At 56.7% G+C, this 20,544-nt stretch carries 13 protein-coding genes; 7 read left to right on the forward strand and 6 right to left on the reverse strand.

Features of this window, described 5'->3' with window-relative positions; all coding sequences use genetic code 11:
* Nucleotides 1–74: 74 nt before the first annotated feature.
* Nucleotides 75–1,394, reverse strand: coding sequence for an isochorismate synthase MenF (gene menF, locus VSX58_RS06495; protein ID WP_327617380.1), 1,320 nt, complete (start codon nt 1,392–1,394; stop codon nt 75–77).
* 316 nt (nt 1,395–1,710) lie between these two features.
* On the opposite strand from menF, the gene VSX58_RS06500 reads away from it, so the two are divergent.
* Genes VSX58_RS06500 through rcsB form a run of 3 tightly spaced genes read left to right on the forward strand, consistent with a single transcriptional unit; the run spans nt 1,711 to nt 6,212 of the window.
* Nucleotides 1,711–2,877, forward strand: a complete 1,167-nt coding sequence (locus VSX58_RS06500; RefSeq protein ID WP_327617381.1) for an MFS transporter — start codon at nt 1,711–1,713, stop codon at nt 2,875–2,877.
* Nucleotides 2,878–2,893: 16 nt separating this feature from the next.
* Nucleotides 2,894–5,569 carry a phosphotransferase RcsD gene (gene rcsD / locus VSX58_RS06505; protein ID WP_327617382.1) on the forward strand — a complete coding sequence of 892 codons (2,676 nt, stop codon included), beginning with the start codon at nt 2,894–2,896 and terminating at the stop codon, nt 5,567–5,569.
* The gene (gene rcsB, locus VSX58_RS06510) at nt 5,562–6,212 is read left to right on the forward strand and encodes a response regulator transcription factor RcsB (protein ID WP_319603492.1); all 651 of its coding nucleotides are present in this window, start codon (nt 5,562–5,564) and stop codon (nt 6,210–6,212) included. The genes rcsD and rcsB overlap by 8 nt, the downstream gene beginning before the upstream one ends.
* Before the next feature lie 101 nt (nt 6,213–6,313).
* Here rcsB and rcsC read toward each other — a convergent pair whose 3' ends face one another.
* Both rcsC and gyrA read right to left on the reverse strand, forming a co-directional pair.
* A complete protein-coding gene (gene rcsC, locus VSX58_RS06515) occupies nt 6,314–9,184 on the reverse strand; it encodes a two-component system sensor histidine kinase RcsC (protein WP_327617383.1) in 2,871 nt (956 codons plus the stop codon).
* Between the two features lie 122 nt (nt 9,185–9,306).
* On the reverse strand, nt 9,307–11,946 hold the full coding sequence (gyrA, locus tag VSX58_RS06520) for a DNA topoisomerase (ATP-hydrolyzing) subunit A (protein WP_327617384.1): 2,640 nt from the start codon (nt 11,944–11,946) through the stop codon (nt 9,307–9,309).
* Nucleotides 11,947–12,140: 194 nt separating this feature from the next.
* On the opposite strand from gyrA, the gene ubiG reads away from it, so the two are divergent.
* The 4 genes from ubiG to yfaE all read left to right on the forward strand — a co-directional run bounded on the left by ubiG (nt 12,141) and on the right by yfaE (nt 17,288).
* Nucleotides 12,141–12,860, forward strand: a complete 720-nt coding sequence (gene ubiG / locus VSX58_RS06525) for a bifunctional 2-polyprenyl-6-hydroxyphenol methylase/3-demethylubiquinol 3-O-methyltransferase UbiG (protein WP_327617385.1) — start codon at nt 12,141–12,143, stop codon at nt 12,858–12,860.
* Between the two features lie 466 nt (nt 12,861–13,326).
* Nucleotides 13,327–15,612, forward strand: a complete 2,286-nt coding sequence (gene nrdA / locus VSX58_RS06530) for a class 1a ribonucleoside-diphosphate reductase subunit alpha (protein ID WP_327617386.1) — start codon at nt 13,327–13,329, stop codon at nt 15,610–15,612.
* A gap of 280 nt (nt 15,613–15,892) precedes the next feature.
* A complete protein-coding gene (gene nrdB, locus VSX58_RS06535) occupies nt 15,893–17,023 on the forward strand; it encodes a class Ia ribonucleoside-diphosphate reductase subunit beta (RefSeq protein WP_327617387.1) in 1,131 nt (376 codons plus the stop codon).
* Between the two features lie 4 nt (nt 17,024–17,027).
* Nucleotides 17,028–17,288, forward strand: coding sequence for a class I ribonucleotide reductase maintenance protein YfaE (gene yfaE / locus VSX58_RS06540; protein WP_327617538.1), 261 nt, complete (start codon nt 17,028–17,030; stop codon nt 17,286–17,288).
* A 36-nt stretch (nt 17,289–17,324) separates the two neighbouring features.
* Here yfaE and VSX58_RS06545 read toward each other — a convergent pair whose 3' ends face one another.
* Genes VSX58_RS06545 through VSX58_RS06555 form a run of 3 tightly spaced genes read right to left on the reverse strand, consistent with a single transcriptional unit; the run spans nt 17,325 to nt 20,530 of the window.
* A complete protein-coding gene (locus VSX58_RS06545) occupies nt 17,325–18,122 on the reverse strand; it encodes an isochorismatase family protein (RefSeq protein WP_327612779.1) in 798 nt (265 codons plus the stop codon).
* Between the two features lie 54 nt (nt 18,123–18,176).
* A complete protein-coding gene (locus tag VSX58_RS06550) occupies nt 18,177–19,547 on the reverse strand; it encodes an amidase (protein WP_327617388.1) in 1,371 nt (456 codons plus the stop codon).
* Between the two features lie 14 nt (nt 19,548–19,561).
* Nucleotides 19,562–20,530, reverse strand: a complete 969-nt coding sequence (locus VSX58_RS06555; protein WP_327617389.1) for an ABC transporter substrate-binding protein — start codon at nt 20,528–20,530, stop codon at nt 19,562–19,564.
* Nucleotides 20,531–20,544 lie beyond the last annotated feature (14 nt).

Genomic DNA, 20,544 nt, shown 5'->3' on the forward strand with positions numbered 1-20,544 from the left:
AATGCTATTTTTTCACAGCGCCGACTTTGATATAAACCGACGTCTTACTCAACAGAAGCAGACCTAAAACCAAACTATGACATATCGCCCTCTAGCAGGGATTTTAACCCGGCGGCCTTATTTTCCAGCTCCTGCCACTCCTGGTCCGCATCGGACCCCGCCACTATGCCGGCGCCGGCGTAGAGCTTCAGAATATTGCCGCTGATTTCCGCCGAACGCAGCGCCACGCAAAATTCCGACTGGCGGCGCGAGAGGTAGCCGGCGGAGCCGGCATACCAGCCGCGATCGAACGGCTCATGCTGCGTAATAAAACGACGCGCGGCGCCCCTGGGCAGGCCGGCCACCGCGGCGGTGGGCTGCAAATCGTCAAGACAGGCGGCGTCCGAGCGCGCCGTCAGCACCGCCTGAATGGCGCGGCGCAGATGCTGCACCTTGCGCAGACGAACGATTTCCGGCGGCATCACATCCAGCGCGCGCGCGGAGCGGCGCAACCGCTGGCAGATATCGTCGACCACCAGCCTGTTTTCACGCTGATTTTTAGCGTCCTTCATCAGCCAGTCGGCCAGCGCCGCGGTTTTACGCTCGTCTTTATCGTTCGCCGCCGTGCCGGCCAGCGCCTCGGTTTCCAGCCGCGTATCGCAGCGGCGATAAAGCCGCTCGGGGCTGGAGCCGAGAAACGCCCGTCGGGCGTCATGCGCCAGCATAAAATGGAAACAGCGGCGATTGGCCGAGCGGCTGGCGGCCATAAACGTCGTCGCCCGCAGCGGCCGATCCAGGGTTAGCGTCGTTGCCCGCGCCAGCACCACTTTATCCATCTTTCCAGCCGCGATATCGCTCAGCGCCATGCGGATCAATCGGTTCCAATGCGGACGATCGGGCTGATGCGCCGCCGCCCTGATTTCGCTGCGCAGCGGGGGAAGCGGCTCCGCCGGCAGAAGAGAATCGATGAACGCCGACGCGTCATCGGCATCCTGCCGCAGCGAGACTGCGCTGAACAAGTTAATTTGCAGGCTAAGCGTATCGCCCTGGCGCCATAGCTCGACGCGCGGCAAAAAGAGATAGCCGGCAGACGCGCCGCCGCCGGACGCCTGGTCAAACGCGTTAAGCCCCCAGATACGCACATCCTGCCCGCAGTCATGTCGCGCCAGGAAGGCTTCCGCATCCTGAATATGATAAAACCCGCGCACGCGTCCGCAAACCGCGGCCTCTTCATTTTCCTGACGATGGCGCCAGTAAAACTGCGGATAGACGGGTTGCGTCGCCAGCCACGGCAATAGCTCAGCCTGTTCGCTGATGACCATTGAACGCGTGATCTGTCTGAATCCCGCATCCAGTGGCTGCGGCTGGCGCAAATCCTGCTGCATGCAACGCAACAAGTCGGAAAGTTGTCTCAACGTAACCCCGAAGCCCTGACGTAAAATAGAGGATTATACGGGAAAAAAAGGCGCTGTGGGTGAGCGAATGCCGCGCGCTTGAGCCGGATAGCAGGAGAAACGCGGCGTGGGAGCCGACGCGCGATGCCGCGCTGCGCTCTCCGGACCGGTAAGCTCCCGCGCGCCGGATAAGCGCTTATCTTTTGCGCAACTCGCGCTGATTTATCCGATAAACGCCCTCGTCTCTAGGGTAAAAATGACGAAATCTTCGATTCAGCCACGCAATTATGGTAGAAAGAAACCCCCTTGCGTCTTTTAGGTATGCGTCGTTCCGGTAATGAGTACAACACTGAATTCCGAGCAGTCCATTAGCCAGCAACAGCCCGGTAAAAAGGCGCAGACGGCGACGCGCATCGCCTTCTTCATCGCGGGGTTCGCCATCGCCTCCTGGGCGCCGCTGGTGCCTTTCGTCAAAGCCCGCCTGGCGATCAACGATGGCTCATTAGGTCTGCTGCTGCTTTCGCTCGGCATCGGCTCCCTGCTGATGATGCCGCTCGCCGGATTGCTCAGCGGCAAACTGGGGTGCCGGCCCGTCATTTTAGCGGCCGGCGCGGCGCTTTGCCTGACGCTGCCGATGCTGACGCAGACGAATACCCTGCCGCTGACGGCCGTTACCCTGCTCTTTTTCGGCGCCGCCCTCGGCACGATCGACGTATCGATGAATATTCAGGCGACGATCGTTGAACGGAGCAGCGGCCAGGCGATGATGTCCGGGTTTCACGGATTTTTCAGCGTCGGCGGGATAGCCGGCGCGGGCGGCGTCAGCGCGCTGCTGTGGCTGGGACTGACGCCGGCTATGGCGATTCTGGCTATCGTCGCCCTGGCTCTGATACTGCTCTTCGTGGCGCACCCCCACCTGCTGCGCGCCGCCGGACCGGCCGATAAAACCCCGCTGTTCGTTATTCCGCGCGGCTGGATCATGTTTATCGGCCTGCTGTGCTTTATTATGTTTCTGGCCGAAGGCGCGATTCTGGACTGGAGCGCGCTGTTTTTAACCGCCGAACGCCGTCTGGACAACGCGCAGGCGGGCATCGGCTATGCCGCGTTTTCCGTGGCGATGACGCTGGGCAGGCTGAGCGGCGATCGTATCGTCAACGCGCTGGGGCGCTACGCCGTTCTCGCCGGCGGCGGCCTGTGCGCGGCGTTAGGCCTGCTGCTGGCCATTAGCATCGACAGCGCGATAGCCTCGATCGTCGGTTTTGTCATGGTGGGATTGGGCGCCTCGAATATCGTGCCGATTCTTTTTAGCCTCGCCGGCAATCAGAAAATCATGCCGGCGAATTTGGCTATCGCCGCTATTACTACCGTCGGCTACGCCGGTATTCTGATCGGCCCGACGCTGCTGGGATTTATCGCGCAAATCAGCAGTCTGACAATGGCGTTTGGCTGCGTCGCGCTATTGTTATTGTTCGTCAGCGCCAGCGCGCGCGCCGCCATTCGTTAATCAGGAGCGTTGAACAATGCCCGCAATAATCGTGCGCTACTTTTCACTGCTTATCCTACTGCTGCTGCTTGCCGTCGGCGCGTTTAGCTATAACTACCTCAGTAGCTGGCTAATCGATAAGAAACATGCATTAACGGATATTGCCCAGGGCGTGCAAAAGCGTATTGATACTTATCGTTTTTTCACCTATCAGATTTATGGCAACCTGAACGGCGAACCGCTTGCCGACAGCGCGAGTATCAACGCCATCAGCCTGATGCCGGATGTCTTTTACGTCGAAAAAAACGATCAAAAGACCGATGCCCTGATATTCGGCCAACATGACGCCTCAACCCTAAACTCCGTATACCGCATATCGCGCTACCTGGACATTCTCTGGGGGGCGGAAAACGACGTCTACTCCATGTACTACCTTAACGGCATCGATAATAGCCTGACGATGATCTCAACCCAGACGTTGAAAGACATCTCCTCCCAGTTCCGGGGAAGCTATATCACCGCGATAGCGGAAGCGCGCCGCACCGAAATGCTACAGCAGGCCAACGCATTGGACGAGCGCGAAAGTTTTTCGCCCATTCGTAAGCTGCGATTTTATAACAACTATTACTTCACGCTGCGCACCACTTTCAATCAGCCCGGCCATCTGGCGACCATTATCGCTTTCGACCTGCCGATCAACGATCTGATTCCCACCGATATGTCGCGCGAGAATTTCATGCTGCGGCAAGATACCTCAACCAATATCGATACCGGCAGCGGCAACGAAGACATCACGGTGATCCAGCTGAATGGTTCGCTGATTGAGATATCCTCCCAGCTAATCAACGCGCCGGTAAAAATCGTTTTCCAGGTTCCGATAAGAGTGCTGGTTCTCAATATGCTGCATAATAATATGTGGCTGCTGCTGCTTAATCTGGCCTTGCTGCTCTTCGCCCTTTCCAGCTTTTATATTTTCCGCCGGAAATACATCCACCCCGGCGAAGACATTTCCGAGCAGTTGGGCAATCAGTTGAAGATTTATGATGAAACCATCGGCCGCATTCCGATGGGCGTGCTGATCTATGATTTCAGCAGCAATAAGGTCGTCATACAGAACGCGCGTTCGGAGAGCCTATTGCCGCACCTCAGTTTGCAGAAAATCACCAATATGGCCGATGAACATCAGGGGATCGTGCAGGTGACGGTGAATAATGAAATGTATGAAATTCGCCAGTTCCGCAGCCAATATTCGCCGGACTACTGTCTGTTCTTACTGCGCGAGCAGGATAAAGAGATTCTGGTCAATAAAAAACTCCAGCTGGCGCAGCGCGAATATGAGAAAAACGTTCAGGCCAGAAAGCGTCTGTTTAAAAATCTGCTTAGCGAACTCCGTCCTCCCCTGCTGGCCCTGCGTCAAAATATGCTTTCCATTGCGCATGCCGACGATATGGCCGAACAGCAGCGGATAATTCAGCAGCTTTTAACCGACGCAGGCAGCGCCGTTGAATTACTGGAGAACATAGAGCTGCAGGAAAAGCTGGAGATGCCCGAATGGCAGCCCGAGCATAATAGTTTTTCCCCTCTGACGATGATCGACGAGCTGTTGCTGGAATTATTGCCCAGGATTAATCAGAAAGGGCTGGCTCTTTTTAATCACTACAAGCTGGATATTAACCAAACCTATCTGGGCGATAGCCAACTGCTGAAAAAAACGCTGTCGCTGCTGCTTAATTACGCCATTACCAATACCGACTACGGCAAGATTACGCTTTCCATCGATCGCGATGCGAAGATCCCGGAGAGGCTGATTATTCAGATCAGCGATACCGGCGCAAAAGTTTCAGGCAACGAGCAGGATAATCTCGACCACCCGTTTTTACATCCGGCGACGGCGGATCGTTTCAATAAAAACTCGGGGATAACGCTGTTTTTGTGCAATCAGCTCTGTAATAAACTGGGCGGCAGGCTGAATATTCACAATAAAACCGGGCTGGGAACGCACTATATTTTAGCCTTAACCATGGAGCCTGAAACGCTCCCCGTCGAGGAAGAAAAGCTGCTGGAGGGCATCACCGTCTTACTGGATATCGCCTCAGACGAGGTGCGGCATATCGTCTGCCGTCTGCTGAGCGGCTGGGGGGCCAATCATTCTCTGCTTGACGAACGCCAGATCAATCAGTCGGCGGATCTGTATATCACTGACGATCCGGCAAAAAACGCGGACGACTCCATACTGCTCGGCGGCGATGGAACGTCACTGATTTCCCTGGCGCCCCGGCGGCTGCAGGCGAATTTCAATATTAGTCAGCAACTGCTGGAGGCGCTGCTTAAGCTGATTGAGCAACAGTTGGAAACGCCGGCGGATACGTCGCCGGCGACGGACGGCGACGACGCCGCGTCTTATGCCAATCAGCTGGCGGCAAGCGATTACTATTCCCTGTTTGTCGAGACAGTACCGGATGATTTAAAGAGGCTGTATACTGAGGCGGAAGATGGCGATTTTTTGTCACTTGCGCAGACAGCACATCGGTTGAAGGGCGTGTTTGCCATGTTAAATCTGCATCCCGGCAAACAACTGTGCGAGCGGCTGGAACAGCATATTACCGCGCGCAATAGTGCTCAGATAGAAAATGACCTGCATAAAACTGAGGAATTCATCCGTTCATTATTGCAGCAAAGTAGCCAACATATGAGTAACCTAAACGATGAGTAATCTAAACGTAATTATTGCCGACGATCATCCTATTGTTCTTTTCGGCATCAGAAAGTCGCTTGAACAAATTGAATGGGTCAATGTCGTCGGCGAATTCGAAGACTCTACGGCGCTGATCAATAACCTTCCGAAACTGGACGCCAACGTATTAATTACCGATTTGTCCATGCCGGGAGATAAATACGGCGATGGCATCACGTTAATTAAATATATTAAACGCCACTTCCCGCATCTCTCTATTATTGTTCTGACCATGAACAATAATCCGGCCATCCTAAGCGCGGTGCTGGATTTGGATATTGAAGGCATCGTTCTCAAACAGGGCGCGCCCACCGACTTGCCCAAGGCGCTGGCCGCTCTGCAGAAAGGCAAAAAATTCACGCCGGACAGCGTATCCAAGGTGTTGGAGAAAATCAGCGCCGGCGGCTACGGCGACAAACGCCTGTCGCCAAAGGAGAGCGAGGTTCTGCGGCTCTTCGCCGAAGGTTTCCTGGTAACCGAAATCGCCAAGAAACTTAACCGCAGCATCAAAACCATCAGCAGCCAGAAAAAGTCCGCCATGACGAAGCTGGGCGTGGATAACGATATCGCGCTGCTGAACTACCTCTCCTCCGTTAACGGCAACGGCTCGCAAACCGAATAAGGCCGGGCTCTCCCACGGAAGCCGTGCGTAGCATTAAGTGATTCCCGCCTTCGCGGGAATGACGCTTTCGCCGCGGGGAGCGGAGGACGATGCGCTGCGCCTCAGCTTTCCGACGTAATCGCCTTCTCCCGCGACCGGCGCACCAGGTTGCTGTAGTAGGAGAGGCTCTGCTGCAACGTATCCAGCGTCACCGGTTTGGATAAACAATTATCCATTCCCGACTGCAAACAGCGTTGCCTCTCTTCCGCCAGCGCATTGGCCGTCACGCCGATAACCGGGAACGTCCGCTTAAGTTCGCGTAAACGCTGCGTTAAGCGGTAGCCATCCATATTCGGCATATTGACGTCCGTCAGCACTATATCAATGTGGTTTTTACTTAACACGCCGAGCGCATCCAGGCCGTCATTGGCGGTCATGACCATATAGCCCAGCGATCCGAGCTGATCGGCCAGCAGGCGGCGGTTGATCGGATGGTCGTCCACCACCAGGATCATCATATCGCCGTTCTCGCTGCTGCTATAGCTGGTCAGCGGCGCCGAGATCGCGGCGTGCGATGAATCATCGGCCTCCGGACGATAAATTTTCTCCAGCAAATTGGGCAAATATTGCGGCATGGAGGTGCTATGCACCCAGTGTCCGGGAGAGATTTCCTGCGCGGCCCCGGTGTGCGAACCGCTGATGATGATATGCGCCCGGGCCGCACGCTGTTGCGCAACCGCATAGTCGCTGATGACCACGTCATCGCCGTCGATGGTTTGGTCCAGGTAACGGCCGGCGCGCATGCCGTGCGCCTGCAGGAAGTCCAGCAGATAGGACTCCATGCGCGCATTGCGCACCATCAGCCAGCACATTTTCCCCCGCAGGGCGGCGTTAATCGCCATCGGCACATAGCGCGCTTGATAGAGGGGGATCCTGACGCCGAACTGGCTCCCCAATCCGGGTTCGGACTCAATGGAAATATCGCCATCCATCAGGTTGACCAATTTCTCGCAGATGGCAAGCCCAAGCCCCGTCCCCTGGAAATGGCGCTGTACGCCGCTTCCCGCCTGGAAGAACGGATCGAACAGCTTAATGGTTTCCCGGGCGGGGATCCCCACGCCGGTATCCCGCACCAGAAACTCCAGATAGCCATCGAGGCAGCCGACCTGGAAAATAATGCATCCGGTATCGGTAAACTTGATGGCGTTGCTCAACAGGTTAGAGAGCACCTGCTGTAAACGCACCGGATCGCCGGACAGGCTCACCGGCACATTGGGATCGATAAAGCAGTAGAGCGTCAGACGCTTTTTCACCACCAGCGGCAGGTAGTTGCTGGAGATATGGCTAATCACCTCATGAGGCGCGAATTCGCAGGGTTCGATCTTTAGCTGTTCGGATTCAATCTTGGAAAAGTCGAGGATATCGCTGATGATTTTCAACAACAGCGAGGATGAATTATTCATCGCCGCCACCAGGCGGTTGGCGTCCTTGGGCAACGCTTTGGTTTGTAATAAATCCAGATTACCGATAATGCCGTACAGCGGCGTACGCAGTTCGTGGCTGACCGTTGCCAGAAACATCGATTTGGACTGGCTCGCCTGCTCCGCGGCGTTGGCCATTTCCTGCAGCGACTCTTCCATTTTCACGCGCGAGCTCACATCCAGCAGCACGCAAATCGCCACATTTTCGTTGCGATAGCGGGAGTGTACGAAGCTGATTTGCAGGTGATGGTTGCTGCTGGTCATCACATCGACGAACTTGGACTGCTGCTCGCAAATAATGCGGGTAATACGCAGACGATCCTCATGCGTAAGCAAATTCAGGTAATTATGGGCCAGCTCATTGCTGAGGATATTCGTTCCGTCATTGATGCGCAGAATACAGATCCCCACCGGAGCGGAGGCCACGATTTTGCGGTTGAACTGTTCGTTTTCCTCCAGTTGAAACGCATTAACCTCGGCCGGCACCAGCATTTTTCGCTCAAAAACCCAGGTCAGCATAAACAGCAACAGCGCCGACAGGGCGTTAAGCATAACCATATTAATAATCAGCGGACCGATATGAGACAGCAGCACTTTTACCGGCAGCGAATAGATAATGCTGAATGTGGTGGGCACCAGATTTTTTTTCAGAATAATTTCATCATAACCATTTACGTAGCCGAAGTAGTTATGGTCGACCGGGTAGCTATTGGTCGATGACGTGTAGCGGCCCGACTCTTCGGCAAACTGCAGCACCGGCTGGTTATATTGATTCAGCAGCTTGGCGCTTATCGGAAATTTGCCTAACGCCACGAAGTCATCAAGACGAACGGTTTGCTCAATCCCCATGATCACTTCCAGCTTATTACCGATATAAATCGGCGTAAGCGCATATAAATACCCTACATCCGATATTGACGCCGGCGTAATCCAATAGACGGTTTCATCCCTAATCACCGATTGGTTGGTATTTTTCTGCTCCAGAAAACGGTCTTGCACATTTTTAAGCAGATTATCGCGATCGAGCGACTGGTTGCGAATGCCGAAATCAACCATACAGTGGCGATCGCCGCCGACAAAAAACACCCGGTTAAGGTCATATACCGCGGAAAAGTTTTCACGCCAGCCGTTAAAAAAGTTATTCAGCGAAGCCAGCGGGCCGTTATTTTTGCCGTAATTAGCCGAGCAATTCGCCCCGGGAACCAACGGATAAATAGATAAGGATGAATTTTCATCGAGCGGCCGGCTTTGGTTTCCCGCCGCATTCATCAGGCGATTGGCGGCCAGGTACTTCAGTTCTCTGACGATATCCGCCGCATGGCGAATATATCCCTGCGACTGATCGAAACTCAGATTATATTCCTGACGCAGGTCGGACTCTTTTTCATTCAGCGTCTTGCTGATATAGAAAATAGATATCAGCGCGCCGAGCGTCCAAAGCATAACCGCCAGCACCCGAAACAAATAGCGGGAGACTTTTAACGTCGTATGAAACGAGGCCAGATATTTCAAGCGAATACCATTGAATAGAGAGAGCTGACGGCAACGATGATTTGTCGATACACTACCGATACTGTATAAAAAAAGCCAGCGCATCACACGCTGGCCCAACGCTTAGAATAAGCTTAGCGTGCTTATTCGTCCTCTTCCGCGATATCGTCATCGGCATCGATGTCGTCGTCGGCGTCGATGTCTTCGGCGATTTCGCCCTCGACGCTCACCACGCCATCCAACTCTTCATCTTCCACCGGTTCGGCAACGCGCTGCAGACCCACCACATGTTCGTCTTCCGCCGTGCGGATCAGCGTAACGCCCTGGGTATTGCGCCCGACGATGCTAACCTCGGAAACGCGGGTGCGAACCAGCGTTCCCGCATCGGTGATCATCATGATCTGATCGGCGCTGTCCACCTGCACGGCGCCGACGACCTTACCGTTACGCTCGCTCACCTTGATGGAGATAACCCCCTTGGTGGCGCGGGACTTGGTCGGGTACTCATCGACGGCGGTGCGCTTGCCGAAACCATTCTGCGTAACGGTCAGAATATCCCCTTCGCCGCGCGGAACGATCAGGGAAACGACGCGGTCCTCGCCTTGCAGATTGATGCCGCGCACCCCGGTCGCCGTACGGCCCATGGAGCGAACCGCGCTTTCACTGAAGCGAACCACCTTCCCTTCCGCCGAGAACAGCATCACTTCATTGCCGCCGTCGGTCAGATCGACGCCGATCAGCTCATCGCCGTCATTCAGATTAACGGCGATGATGCCGGCGCTGCGCGGGCGGCTGAACTCGGTCAGCGCGGTTTTCTTCACCGTGCCGCTGGCGGTGGCCATAAAGACGTTCAGCCCCTCTTCGTACTCGCGCACCGGCAGAATCGCGGTGATACGCTCATCCGGCTCCAGCGGCAGCAGGTTGACGATCGGACGACCGCGCGCGCCGCGGCTGGCCTCCGGCAGCTGATAGACCTTCATCCAGTACAGGCGGCCGCGGCTGGAGAAGCACAGGATGGTATCATGCGTGTTGGCGACCAGCAGGCGATCGATAAAATCCTCTTCTTTGATGCGCGCCGCCGACTTGCCGCGGCCGCCGCGACGCTGCGCTTCATAATCGCTCAGCGGCTGATATTTGACATAACCCTGGTGCGACAAGGTTACCACCACATCTTCCTGATTAATCAGATCTTCGATGTTAATATCGGCGCTATTGGCGGTAATTTCCGTACGGCGCTCATCGCTGTACTGCGTTTTGATGGCTTCCAGCTCTTCGCGGATCACTTCCATCAAACGTTCCGGGCTTTGCAGGATATAAAGCAGTTCGGCGATCTGCTCCAACAGCTCTTTATACTCATCCAGCAGTTTTTCATGCTCCAGGCCGGTCAGCTTCTGCAAACGCAGATCCAGAATCGCCTGAGCCTGTTGCTCGGTCAGATAGTAACGGCCGTCGCGAATGCCGAACTCCGGCTCCAGCCATTCAGGGCGCGCGGCGTCATCGCCCGCACGCTCCAGCATCGCGGAGACCGAACCCAGCTCCCATGATTGAGCGACCAGCCCCGCCTTGGCTTCCGCCGGCGACTGAGCGCGGCGGATCAGTTCGATGATCGGGTCGATGTTGGCCAGCGCGATCGCCAGACCTTCCAGAATATGCGCGCGATCGCGGGCCTTGCGCAGTTCAAAAATAGTCCGGCGGGTCACCACCTCGCGGCGATGGCGAATAAACGCGACCAGAATATCCTTCAGCGACATGATCCTCGGCTGGCCCTGATGCAGCGCCACCATATTGATGCCGAAAGAGGTTTGCAGCTGCGTCTGCGAGTAAAGATTATTCAGCACCACTTCGCCCACGGCGTCGCGCTTAATCTCGATAACGATACGCATGCCGTCTTTATCGGATTCGTCGCGCAGCGCGCTGATGCCGTCGATGCGCTTGTCTTTCACCAGCTCGGCGATTTTTTCAATCAGGCGCGCTTTATTCACCTGATAGGGAATTTCATGCACGATAATGGTTTCGCGCCCGGTTTTAGCGTCGGCTTCCACGTCGGCGCGCGCGCGGATATAAATTTTCCCGCGCCCGGTGCGGTAGGCCTCTTCGATACCGCGCCGGCCGTTAATGATGGCGGCGGTCGGGAAATCGGGCCCTTTAATATGCTCCATCAAACCTTCAAGGCTGATGTTTTCATCGTCGATATAGGCCAGACAGCCATTCACCACTTCCGTGAGATTGTGCGGCGGAATGTTGGTCGCCATCCCTACCGCGATACCGGAAGATCCGTTAACCAGCAGATTGGGAATGCGGGTCGGCATAACATCCGGAATCTGCTCCGTGCCGTCATAGTTCGGCACGAAATCAACGGTATCTTTTTCCAGGTCGGCCAGCAGCTCATGGGCGATTTTCGCCATGCGTATTTCGGTATAACGCATCGCCGCCGCCGAGTCGCCGTCAATGGAACCGAAGTTGCCCTGTCCGTCAACCAGCATATAGCGCAGCGAAAACGGCTGCGCCATACGTACGATGGTTTCATATACGGCGGAGTCGCCGTGCGGGTGATATTTACCGATAACATCCCCGACGACACGGGCCGATTTTTTATAAGGTTTATTCCAGTCATTTCCCAATACGCTCATCGCGTACAGTACGCGGCGGTGTACCGGTTTGAGTCCGTCACGAACATCCGGCAACGCACGTCCGACAATAACGGACATGGCATAGTCCAGATACGAGCTTTTCAGCTCTTCTTCAATGTTGACCGGTGTGATTTCTCTGGCAAGGTCGCTCATGGAGCCGCTATCCCTCTATTTTATGCATCTACCCGAGTTCAAAAGGTGAAAAATTATATCACAAAGCGCGGTTTTGGGGGAAACTCCCCCGCAGAGTGACGCAACGGCGGCTTGAAAGATGAAGGGGATACAACATAACCGCCGCTGACGATATACTCGCCAAAGACAAAGATAACCAAAGGTTGTGATTGCACATGAATGCAGAAAATCAGACGCCGAACGTCGACCGGCAGGAAATCGCCAAATTCGAGGCGATTGCGCCGCGCTGGTGGGATCTGGAAGGTGAGTTCAAACCCTTGCATCGCATCAACCCGCTGCGGCTGGGGTATATCGCGCGGCATGCCGATGGGCTGTTTGGCAAGAAAACGCTGGATGTGGGCTGCGGCGGCGGTATTCTGGCCGAAAGCATGGCGAAAGAGGGCGCCGAGGTCACCGGCCTGGATATGGGCGCGGAGCCGCTGCAGGTGGCTCGCCTGCACGCCCTGGAAAGCGGCGTATCGGTAAATTACATTCAGGAAACCGTGGAAGCCCATTCCCAGACGCACGCCGGCGCATATGAGGTGGTGACCTGCATGGAGATGCTGGAGCACGTCCCCGATCCGCAATCGGTGGTTCAGGCCTGCGCGCGCCTGGTTAAACCGGGCGGTCACGTCTTCTTCTCCACCATTAACCGCAACGCCAAGGCCTGGATGATGGCGGTGATCGGCGCCGAATATATTTTGAAGATGGTGCCGCGCGGCACGCACGACGTTAAAAAATTTATCCGTCCGGCGGAGCTGATCGGATGGATGGACGCCACGCCGCTGCGCGAACGGCACATCATCGGGCTGCACTATAATCCGCTGACGGACCATTTCAAACTCGGCCCCAACGTGGATGTTAATTACATGCTGCACGCCCGGCGTGAAGATTAACCGTCCCGGCATACCCGCGCCGCTCGCCGCCCTTCCCGCGCGGCGGCGCAACGCCCTAACCCGGTTTTATTAAAATAGGGTTAAAATCGGGCGATTCGATAAGCAATCTCTCGCAGGCCGGGCCGCCGCATCGGCGTCTTGATCAAAGCAGCGATTTTCAGCGCGAACAAGAAAACGGCAAACGATCAATTATTTATTTTTTTATCCCCACGCATTGACAATACCAGAGGCCGCTAATGAACCGGCACTTAGCGAACCAGTAACATTCCCCACCCAAGTTATCCACAATTTTCCCTGTTTTTGCTCACTTGCAATAGCCGGCTTTTATCACTATCTTGCTATCAAATTAAACTCATCCCCCTACATATTGTGTTTACATCGAAGCAAAAGGAACTGCCGCGCCCGGCGTTCCCTTTCGTGCTGCGTAATCCATTCGGGGTAAAAAAACAGATAGGTATCACTTCCCATGAACCAGAGCCTGCTAGTAACCAAGCGCGATGGCAGTAAAGAAAGAATCAATCTGGATAAAATCCACCGAGTCATTACCTGGGCCGCTGAAGGATTGCACAATGTCTCCGTGTCCCAGGTCGAGCTGCGCTCCCACATTCAGTTTTATGACGGCATCCGCACCGCAGATATCCATGAGACCATTATTAAGGCGGCGGCCGACCTGATCTCCCGCGAAAGCCCGGATTATCAATACCTGGCGGCGCGCCTCGCCATTTTCCACCTGCGTAAAAAGGCCTACGGCCAGTTTGAGCCGCCGACGCTGCTGGATCACGTCAAAAAAATGGTCGAACTGGGCAAATACGACGCGCATCTGCTGGAAGACTACAGCGAAGAAGAGTTCGCCGCGATGGACGGTTTCGTCGACCACTGGCGCGATATGAACTTCTCCTATGCCGCGGTCAAGCAGCTTGAAGGGAAATACCTGGTGCAAAACCGCGTCACCGGCGAAATCTACGAGAGCGCCCAGTTCTTGTATATTCTGGTCGCCGCCTGCCTGTTTTCCGGCTATCCGCGTGAAACCCGCCTGGATTACGTGAAGCGCTTCTACGATGCGATCTCGACATTCAAAATTTCGCTGCCGACGCCGATTATGTCCGGCGTCCGTACCCCGACCCGCCAATTCAGCTCTTGCGTGCTGATCGAGTGCGGCGACAGCCTGGATTCCATCAACGCGACCTCCAGCGCCATCGTAAAATACGTTTCGCAACGCGCCGGCATCGGCATCAATGCCGGCCGCATTCGCGCGCTGGGCAGCCCGATCCGCGGCGGCGAAGCGTTCCATACCGGCTGCATCCCGTTCTATAAACACTTTCAGACCGCGGTGAAATCCTGTTCCCAGGGCGGCGTGCGCGGCGGCGCGGCCACGCTGTTCTACCCGCTGTGGCATCTGGAGGTGGAAAGCCTGCTGGTGCTGAAAAACAACCGCGGCGTAGAAGGCAACCGCGTTCGCCATCTCGACTATGGCGTACAGCTCAACAAACTGATGTATCAGCGTCTGCTGAAAGGGGAAGAGATTACCCTGTTCAGCCCGTCGGACGTACCGGGGCTGTACGACGCCTTCTTCGCCGATCAGGAGGAGTTCGAACGCCTATACGTGCGCTATGAGCAGGACGACAGCATCCGCAAGAAACGCCTTAAGGCGGTCGAGCTGTTCTCGCTGATGATGCAGGAGCGCGCCTCCACCGGCCGCATCTATATTCAGAACGTCGACCACTGCAATACCCATAGCCCGTTTGACGCGCAGATTGCGCCGGTGCGGCAGTCCAACCTGTGTCTGGAAATCGCCCTGCCGACCAAGCCGCTGGAAGATGTGAACGACGAAAACGGCGAAATCGCGCTCTGTACGCTCTCCGCCTTCAACCTCGGCGCCATCGACGGCCTTGACGATCTGGAAGAACTGGCGACGCTGGCGGTTCGCGCGCTGGACGCGCTGCTGGATTACCAGGACTACCCGATCCCGGCCGCCAAACGCGGCGCCATGGGCCGCCGCACCCTGGGCATCGGCGTGATTAACTTCGCCTACTATCTGGCGAAAAACGGCGTGCGCTATTCCGACGGCAGCGCCAACAACCTGACGCATAAGACGTTTGAAGCCATTCAATATTATCTGTTGAAAGCCTCCAACGACCTGGCGCGCGAACAGGGCGCCTGCCCGTGGTTCGGCGAGACGACCTACTCTCGGGGCGTATTGCCGATCGACACCTACAAACGCGACCTCGACGCGATTTGCAACGAGCCGCTGCATTACGACTGGGAAGCGCTGCGTAGCGATATTCAGGAATATGGCCTGCGCAACTCGACGCTGTCCGCGCTGATGCCGTCCGAAACCTCCTCGCAGATCTCCAACGCCACCAACGGCATTGAGCCGCCGCGCGGCCATATCAGCGTCAAGGCGTCCAAAGACGGTATTCTGCGTCAGGTGGTGCCGGAATACGAAGCGCTGAAAGACGCTTACGAGCTGCTGTGGGAAATGCCGGGCAACGATGGCTATCTGCAACTGGTGGGTCTGATGCAGAAATTCGTCGATCAGGCCATTTCGTCCAATACCAACTACGATCCGTCGCGTTTCCCGTCGGGGAAAGTGCCGATGAAACAGTTGCTGAAAGACCTGCTGACGGCGTACAAGTTCGGCGTGAAAACGCTCTACTATCAAAATACCCGCGACGGCGCCGAAGATACGCAGGATGACCTGCTGGCGGAGCCTCAGGACGACGGTTGCGAAGGCGGCGCTTGTAAGATTTAAGCGTCTTATCAAGAGCGCTACCCAGCCTTCGGAGCATTGGCAAAGTAGCTTGAATCCCAAGCGGGCATCCCCGCGGCGGCAAGGGGGAATGCCCCTGTTTCCGTCATGCCCGCGTCACTAGGCGGGCATCTCCGCCGCCGGGTTGTCTGGAAAAACGGCGCCCCGCCCGTGCCGGGATGACGAAGGACGCGCGATAACGCAAGGGACACTAAAATGACAAACCTGAATAATGTCAGGGAGTGCGCTTTGTCGGCAGCCTATTGTGTTTTTGGAGAGATTTATGGCCTATACCACTTTTTCGCAGAATAAAAACGATCAACTGCTGGAACCCATGTTCTTCGGTCAGCCGGTTAACGTTGCTCGTTACGATCAGCAAAAATACGAAATCTTTGAGAAACTAATTGAAAAACAGCTCTCTTTTTTCTGGCGCCCGGAAGAGGTCGACGTATCCCGCGACCGTATCGACTACCAGGCGCTGCCAGAACATGAAAAACATATTTTTATCAGTAACCTGAAATACCAGACATTGCTGGACTCCATTCAGGGACGCAGCCCGAATGTGGCGCTGCTGCCGCTGATCTCTATTCCGGAACTGGAAACCTGGGTGGAAACCTGGTCATTTTCAGAAACCATCCACTCGCGCTCCTACACGCACATCATCCGCAATATCGTCAACGATCCGTCGCTGGTGTTTGACGATATCGTCACCAATGAGGAGATCCTGAAACGCGCCAAGGATATCTCCGGCTACTACGACTCGCTGATTGAAATGACCGGCTACTATCATCTGCTGGGCGAAGGCGTCCATCAGGTGAATGGTAAAAGCGTCACCGTGGATCTCTATCAGCTGAAAAAGAGCCTCTATCTGTGCCTGATGAGCGTCAACGCGCTGGAAGCGATCCGTTTCTACGTCAGCTTCGCCTGTTCGTTCGCCTTCGCCGAGCGTGAACTGATGGAAGGCAACGCCAAAATCATCAAGCTGATCGCCCGCGATGAGGCGCTGCATCTGACCGGCACCCAGCATATGCTCAACCTGATGCGTTCAGGCCACGACGACCCGGATATGGCGCGGATTGCCGCGGAATGCCAGCAGGAGTGCTACGATCTGTTCGTCCTTGCCGCGCAGCAGGAAAAAGAGTGGGCCGAATATCTGTTCCGCGACGGCTCCATGATCGGCCTGAACAAAGATATTTTGTGCCAGTACATCGAGTACATCACCAATATCCGTATGCAGGCCGTGGATCTGCCGCTGCCGTTTGAAACCCGCACCAATCCGATCCCGTGGATTAACGCCTGGCTGGTTTCCGATAACGTACAGGTCGCGCCGCAGGAAGTGGAAGTCAGCTCCTATCTGGTGGGCCAGATCGATGCCGAAATCAATACCGATGACCTCAGCGACTTCCAACTGTAATCGTATGGCCGCGTCAACCATTACGCTGCGCGCTTCCGGCGCGCGGTTTACCTTTTCCGACCGGCACGCCTCGCTGCTGGATGCGCTGGAGTCCCAGCGCATGCGCGTGGAGTATCAGTGCCGCTCCGGGTATTGCGGTTCATGCCGCATTCGCTTGCTCAAGGGGAAAGTGGCGTATCGTCAGACGCCGCTGGCCTGCGTTCGGCAAGGGGAGATCCTCCCCTGCTGCTGCATGCCCGTTGACGATATTGAACTGGATATCTGACGCGCGGCGGCGTTTCCACGGCGCCGTCGGGAGGCGTTACGCCTGTTGCGCTTCCGCCGTGGCCGGCTGCTCGGCGAGCCAGCCGAAAACGTCGTCAATACTCAGCACATCGGCATAGCGGGCGTTAAGATCCAATAGCGTGAAGTCCAATACGGACTGGCTTCTGTCGCCCGCGATCTCGCGCGGCAATACCACATGAAATCCCTCCTGGAACGCTTCTATCGCCGTGGCGCGCAGGCTGCCGCTGGCAGTGACGCCCCCCAGAATCAGCGTATCCACCCCCTGCCGCTTGAGCCACGCCGCCAGATCGTGCCCGTGCAGATCGGAGATATAGCAGGTGGACTGCAGCCGATCGAAGGCGAAATCCTCCAGCGCCGCATCGGTTTGATTAAGGTAGGCATCCTCGGTCAACGCCGTGATCGAGGAGAACTTTTTCCCCCACAGGCGGGAAAAGGGGTGCTCTTCCCGATAAATCGTGCGGCTGAATACCGTCGGCAATCGATATCGCCCGGCCAGTTCAAGCAGCCGGCGCAGCGCGGTTTTATCAAACGACGTATTGATCGCCAGCGTGGAGCCCGAATCCATAAAGGCATAGGTCACGTCCCGTATCAAAACCGCCGCTTTGGCGCCAAAACCAATCCGGCTGGCGAACCCGGTCTGGGAATAGATGCGTTGAATCTCGTCTGCCAGATAGCGGCGCTGGCCGCCGGGGGTGTAAACCACCTTCAGGCCGTAGGTTTTCACCTCGCCGTTCTCTTCCAGACGCCTTAGCGTGCTGGCGGAGATCCCCAGCATTTTCGCCGCATCGGAAACCGTCAATAACTTATCGTACATAACACACCGTCCTGGTTAACCGGGAAAGACTGCCGCCCGGCGGGCGGCTTATTTTCACTGATGGCAGACCGGAGGTAAATAGGCATGCCAGTCGGTCATCTGCTGATAGCACAGTCCCAGATCCGCCAGCGCCTGCTCATTGCCGGGCCGGGCAATCCACTGCATGCCGATAGGCAACGCCGTACGGGAGAAACCGACCGGCAGCGTCAGCGTCGGCACGCCGGCGTTGGTAAACGGCATATTAAACGCCGGCGAGCCGGTCAGCGCCAGGCTATACGGCGCCAGCGTCGGCGTGGCGGGCGTCATCAGAATATCCACTTCGTCAAACAGCGCCGTCAGCTCCGCGCGATAGCGAGCGCGAGTCTGCTGGGCCTGCAGATATTCATGGGCGGAAATCTCCAGGCCCTGCCGCAGAAATTCCTGCAAGTAGGCGCCGAATAGCGTCGGCGTCGCCAGGAAACTGGCGCGATGATAGGCGGCGCACTCAGCCTGCATCACAATCTGATGCGCCCGGCAGGCCGCGTCAAAGCTCTCCGGTAGCCCGATACGCCTCAGCCGGACGCCGCGTCCGGCCAATTCGTCCATCGCCCGCCGGCAGGCGGCGCCGATCTCATCATCCACGCCGGCAAACCACGGGTGCTCCACGATGCCGACGGTATAATCGCGCTTCTCCCTCAGCTGCAGCGGCGTATAAGGCAGCGACAGCGTGGCCTCATCCTGCGCATCCGGCCCCGACAGCGCGTTATACACCAGCACCGCGTCCTCAACGGTGTGCGTAAAGGCGCCGACGTGATCCAGCGACCAGCTGGCCGGGACAACCCCGGCTTTACTGATGCGCCCATAGGTCGCCTTCAGCACCGTGACCCCGTTGAACGCCGCCGGGCGCGACAGCGAGCCGGCGGTCTGCGTTCCCAGCGTCATCAGCGCCATGCGCGCGCCGAGCGCGGCGGCGGAACCGCTGCTCGAACCGCCGGGCGTATGCTGCGGATTCCAGGCGTTGCCCGTTTCCGGCGGCGTGCCCAGGTTGGCGAACTCCGTCGTCGTCAGCTTGCCCAGCAGCAGCGCGCCCATCGCCTCGAGCCGGTCGATAACGCCGGCATTTTCGCCGGAGATCGCGCCCTGACGCACTTTGGAACCGCACTCGGTGGGCAATCCGCGCGTATGGAAAATATCCTTGGCGCCATAGGGAATGCCGAAGAGCGCGGGCTTGCAGGCAATCGCCGCCATCTGTCGGTCCAGTTCCGCCGCCCGCCGTTCGGCGCCTTCCCGGTCGAGATAGCGCCAGGCCTTGATCTGACCATCGCGCTCATCGATACGCGCCAGAAAATGGCTCAGCAACTCGCCAGGAGAAACCTGACGTTGCGCCAGCATCCGCCGGGTAGCGGCTATCGTGGCGAAGGGCGAACGATCCAACATCTTTTTCATCGGGACTATCCTTATCAGGGTTTGGCGAACCGGCCGTCGACGATCTGTTCATAAGGCATATCCTGCGTGATATTGCCGACGAATTTCTGAATATCGATAGCGGTTTTGAACGCCTGGGGAGAAATAACCGCGTCAGCGGGATAGACATTGCTGTCGATCATACGCTGTACCGCCGCATCCACGACGCCGGCATCCAGCGAGGCGAACTCCAAACGGGCCACCTTTTTGGCCTCATCCGGGTGCTGGCGTATAAAGGCCAGCGACTCGCCGATGGATTTGACGAAACGCGCGACCAGCTGAGGGTTGTCGGTGATGATTTTCTCCGACGTGTTAATGGTGGAAAACGCGTATTCCGGGTAGTCGCGGGTAAAGTCATAAATCACCTTCAGCCCCTGCCCCACGCCCTGATCGGCCTGAGGCTCATACACCACCGCAGCATCCGCCCTGCCGGCCAGCAGCGGCCCCAGCTCCGAACCGTTCTGCACTTCGTTGATGGTGACGTCTTTCTTGGCGTCCAAACCATGCTGCTGCAGTAAACGCAGTAGCAGCGTGTTGGAGGTGCCGGGGGCCAGCCCGGAAACCAGGCGTTTCCCTTTCAGGTCGGCCGGCGAATTAAAGGTAAAGCCCGGTTTGGCCACAATCCACACCGGCGCGCTGTTGGCGACGGCGCTGACCGCCTTGGCGTCGCCGCCTTTCTGCTGGGCGAAGCCCACATGCTCGGGACCGTGAACCGAGAACTGCGCTTCGCCGGACAGCACCGCCGCCAGCGCGGTGGGGCCGGAACCGGCCGATCGAATGGTCGCGACATCGATCTGATTCCGCGCGAATATCCCCTGATGCTTCGCCACGTAGACCGGCAGATACAGCAGCGAATGAAACGCTTCGGTTACCAGCACGCGATCGGCCTTGCCGTCGGCGGCGACGCTGCCGGCTGACCCCAGAGTAAAGACGGCGGCGCACAGCCATGAAATCAGTTTATTCATCGATAAATTCCTTC

This window comes from Brenneria populi (assembly GCF_036016195.1).
GTDB lineage: Bacteria > Pseudomonadota > Gammaproteobacteria > Enterobacterales > Enterobacteriaceae > Brenneria > Brenneria populi.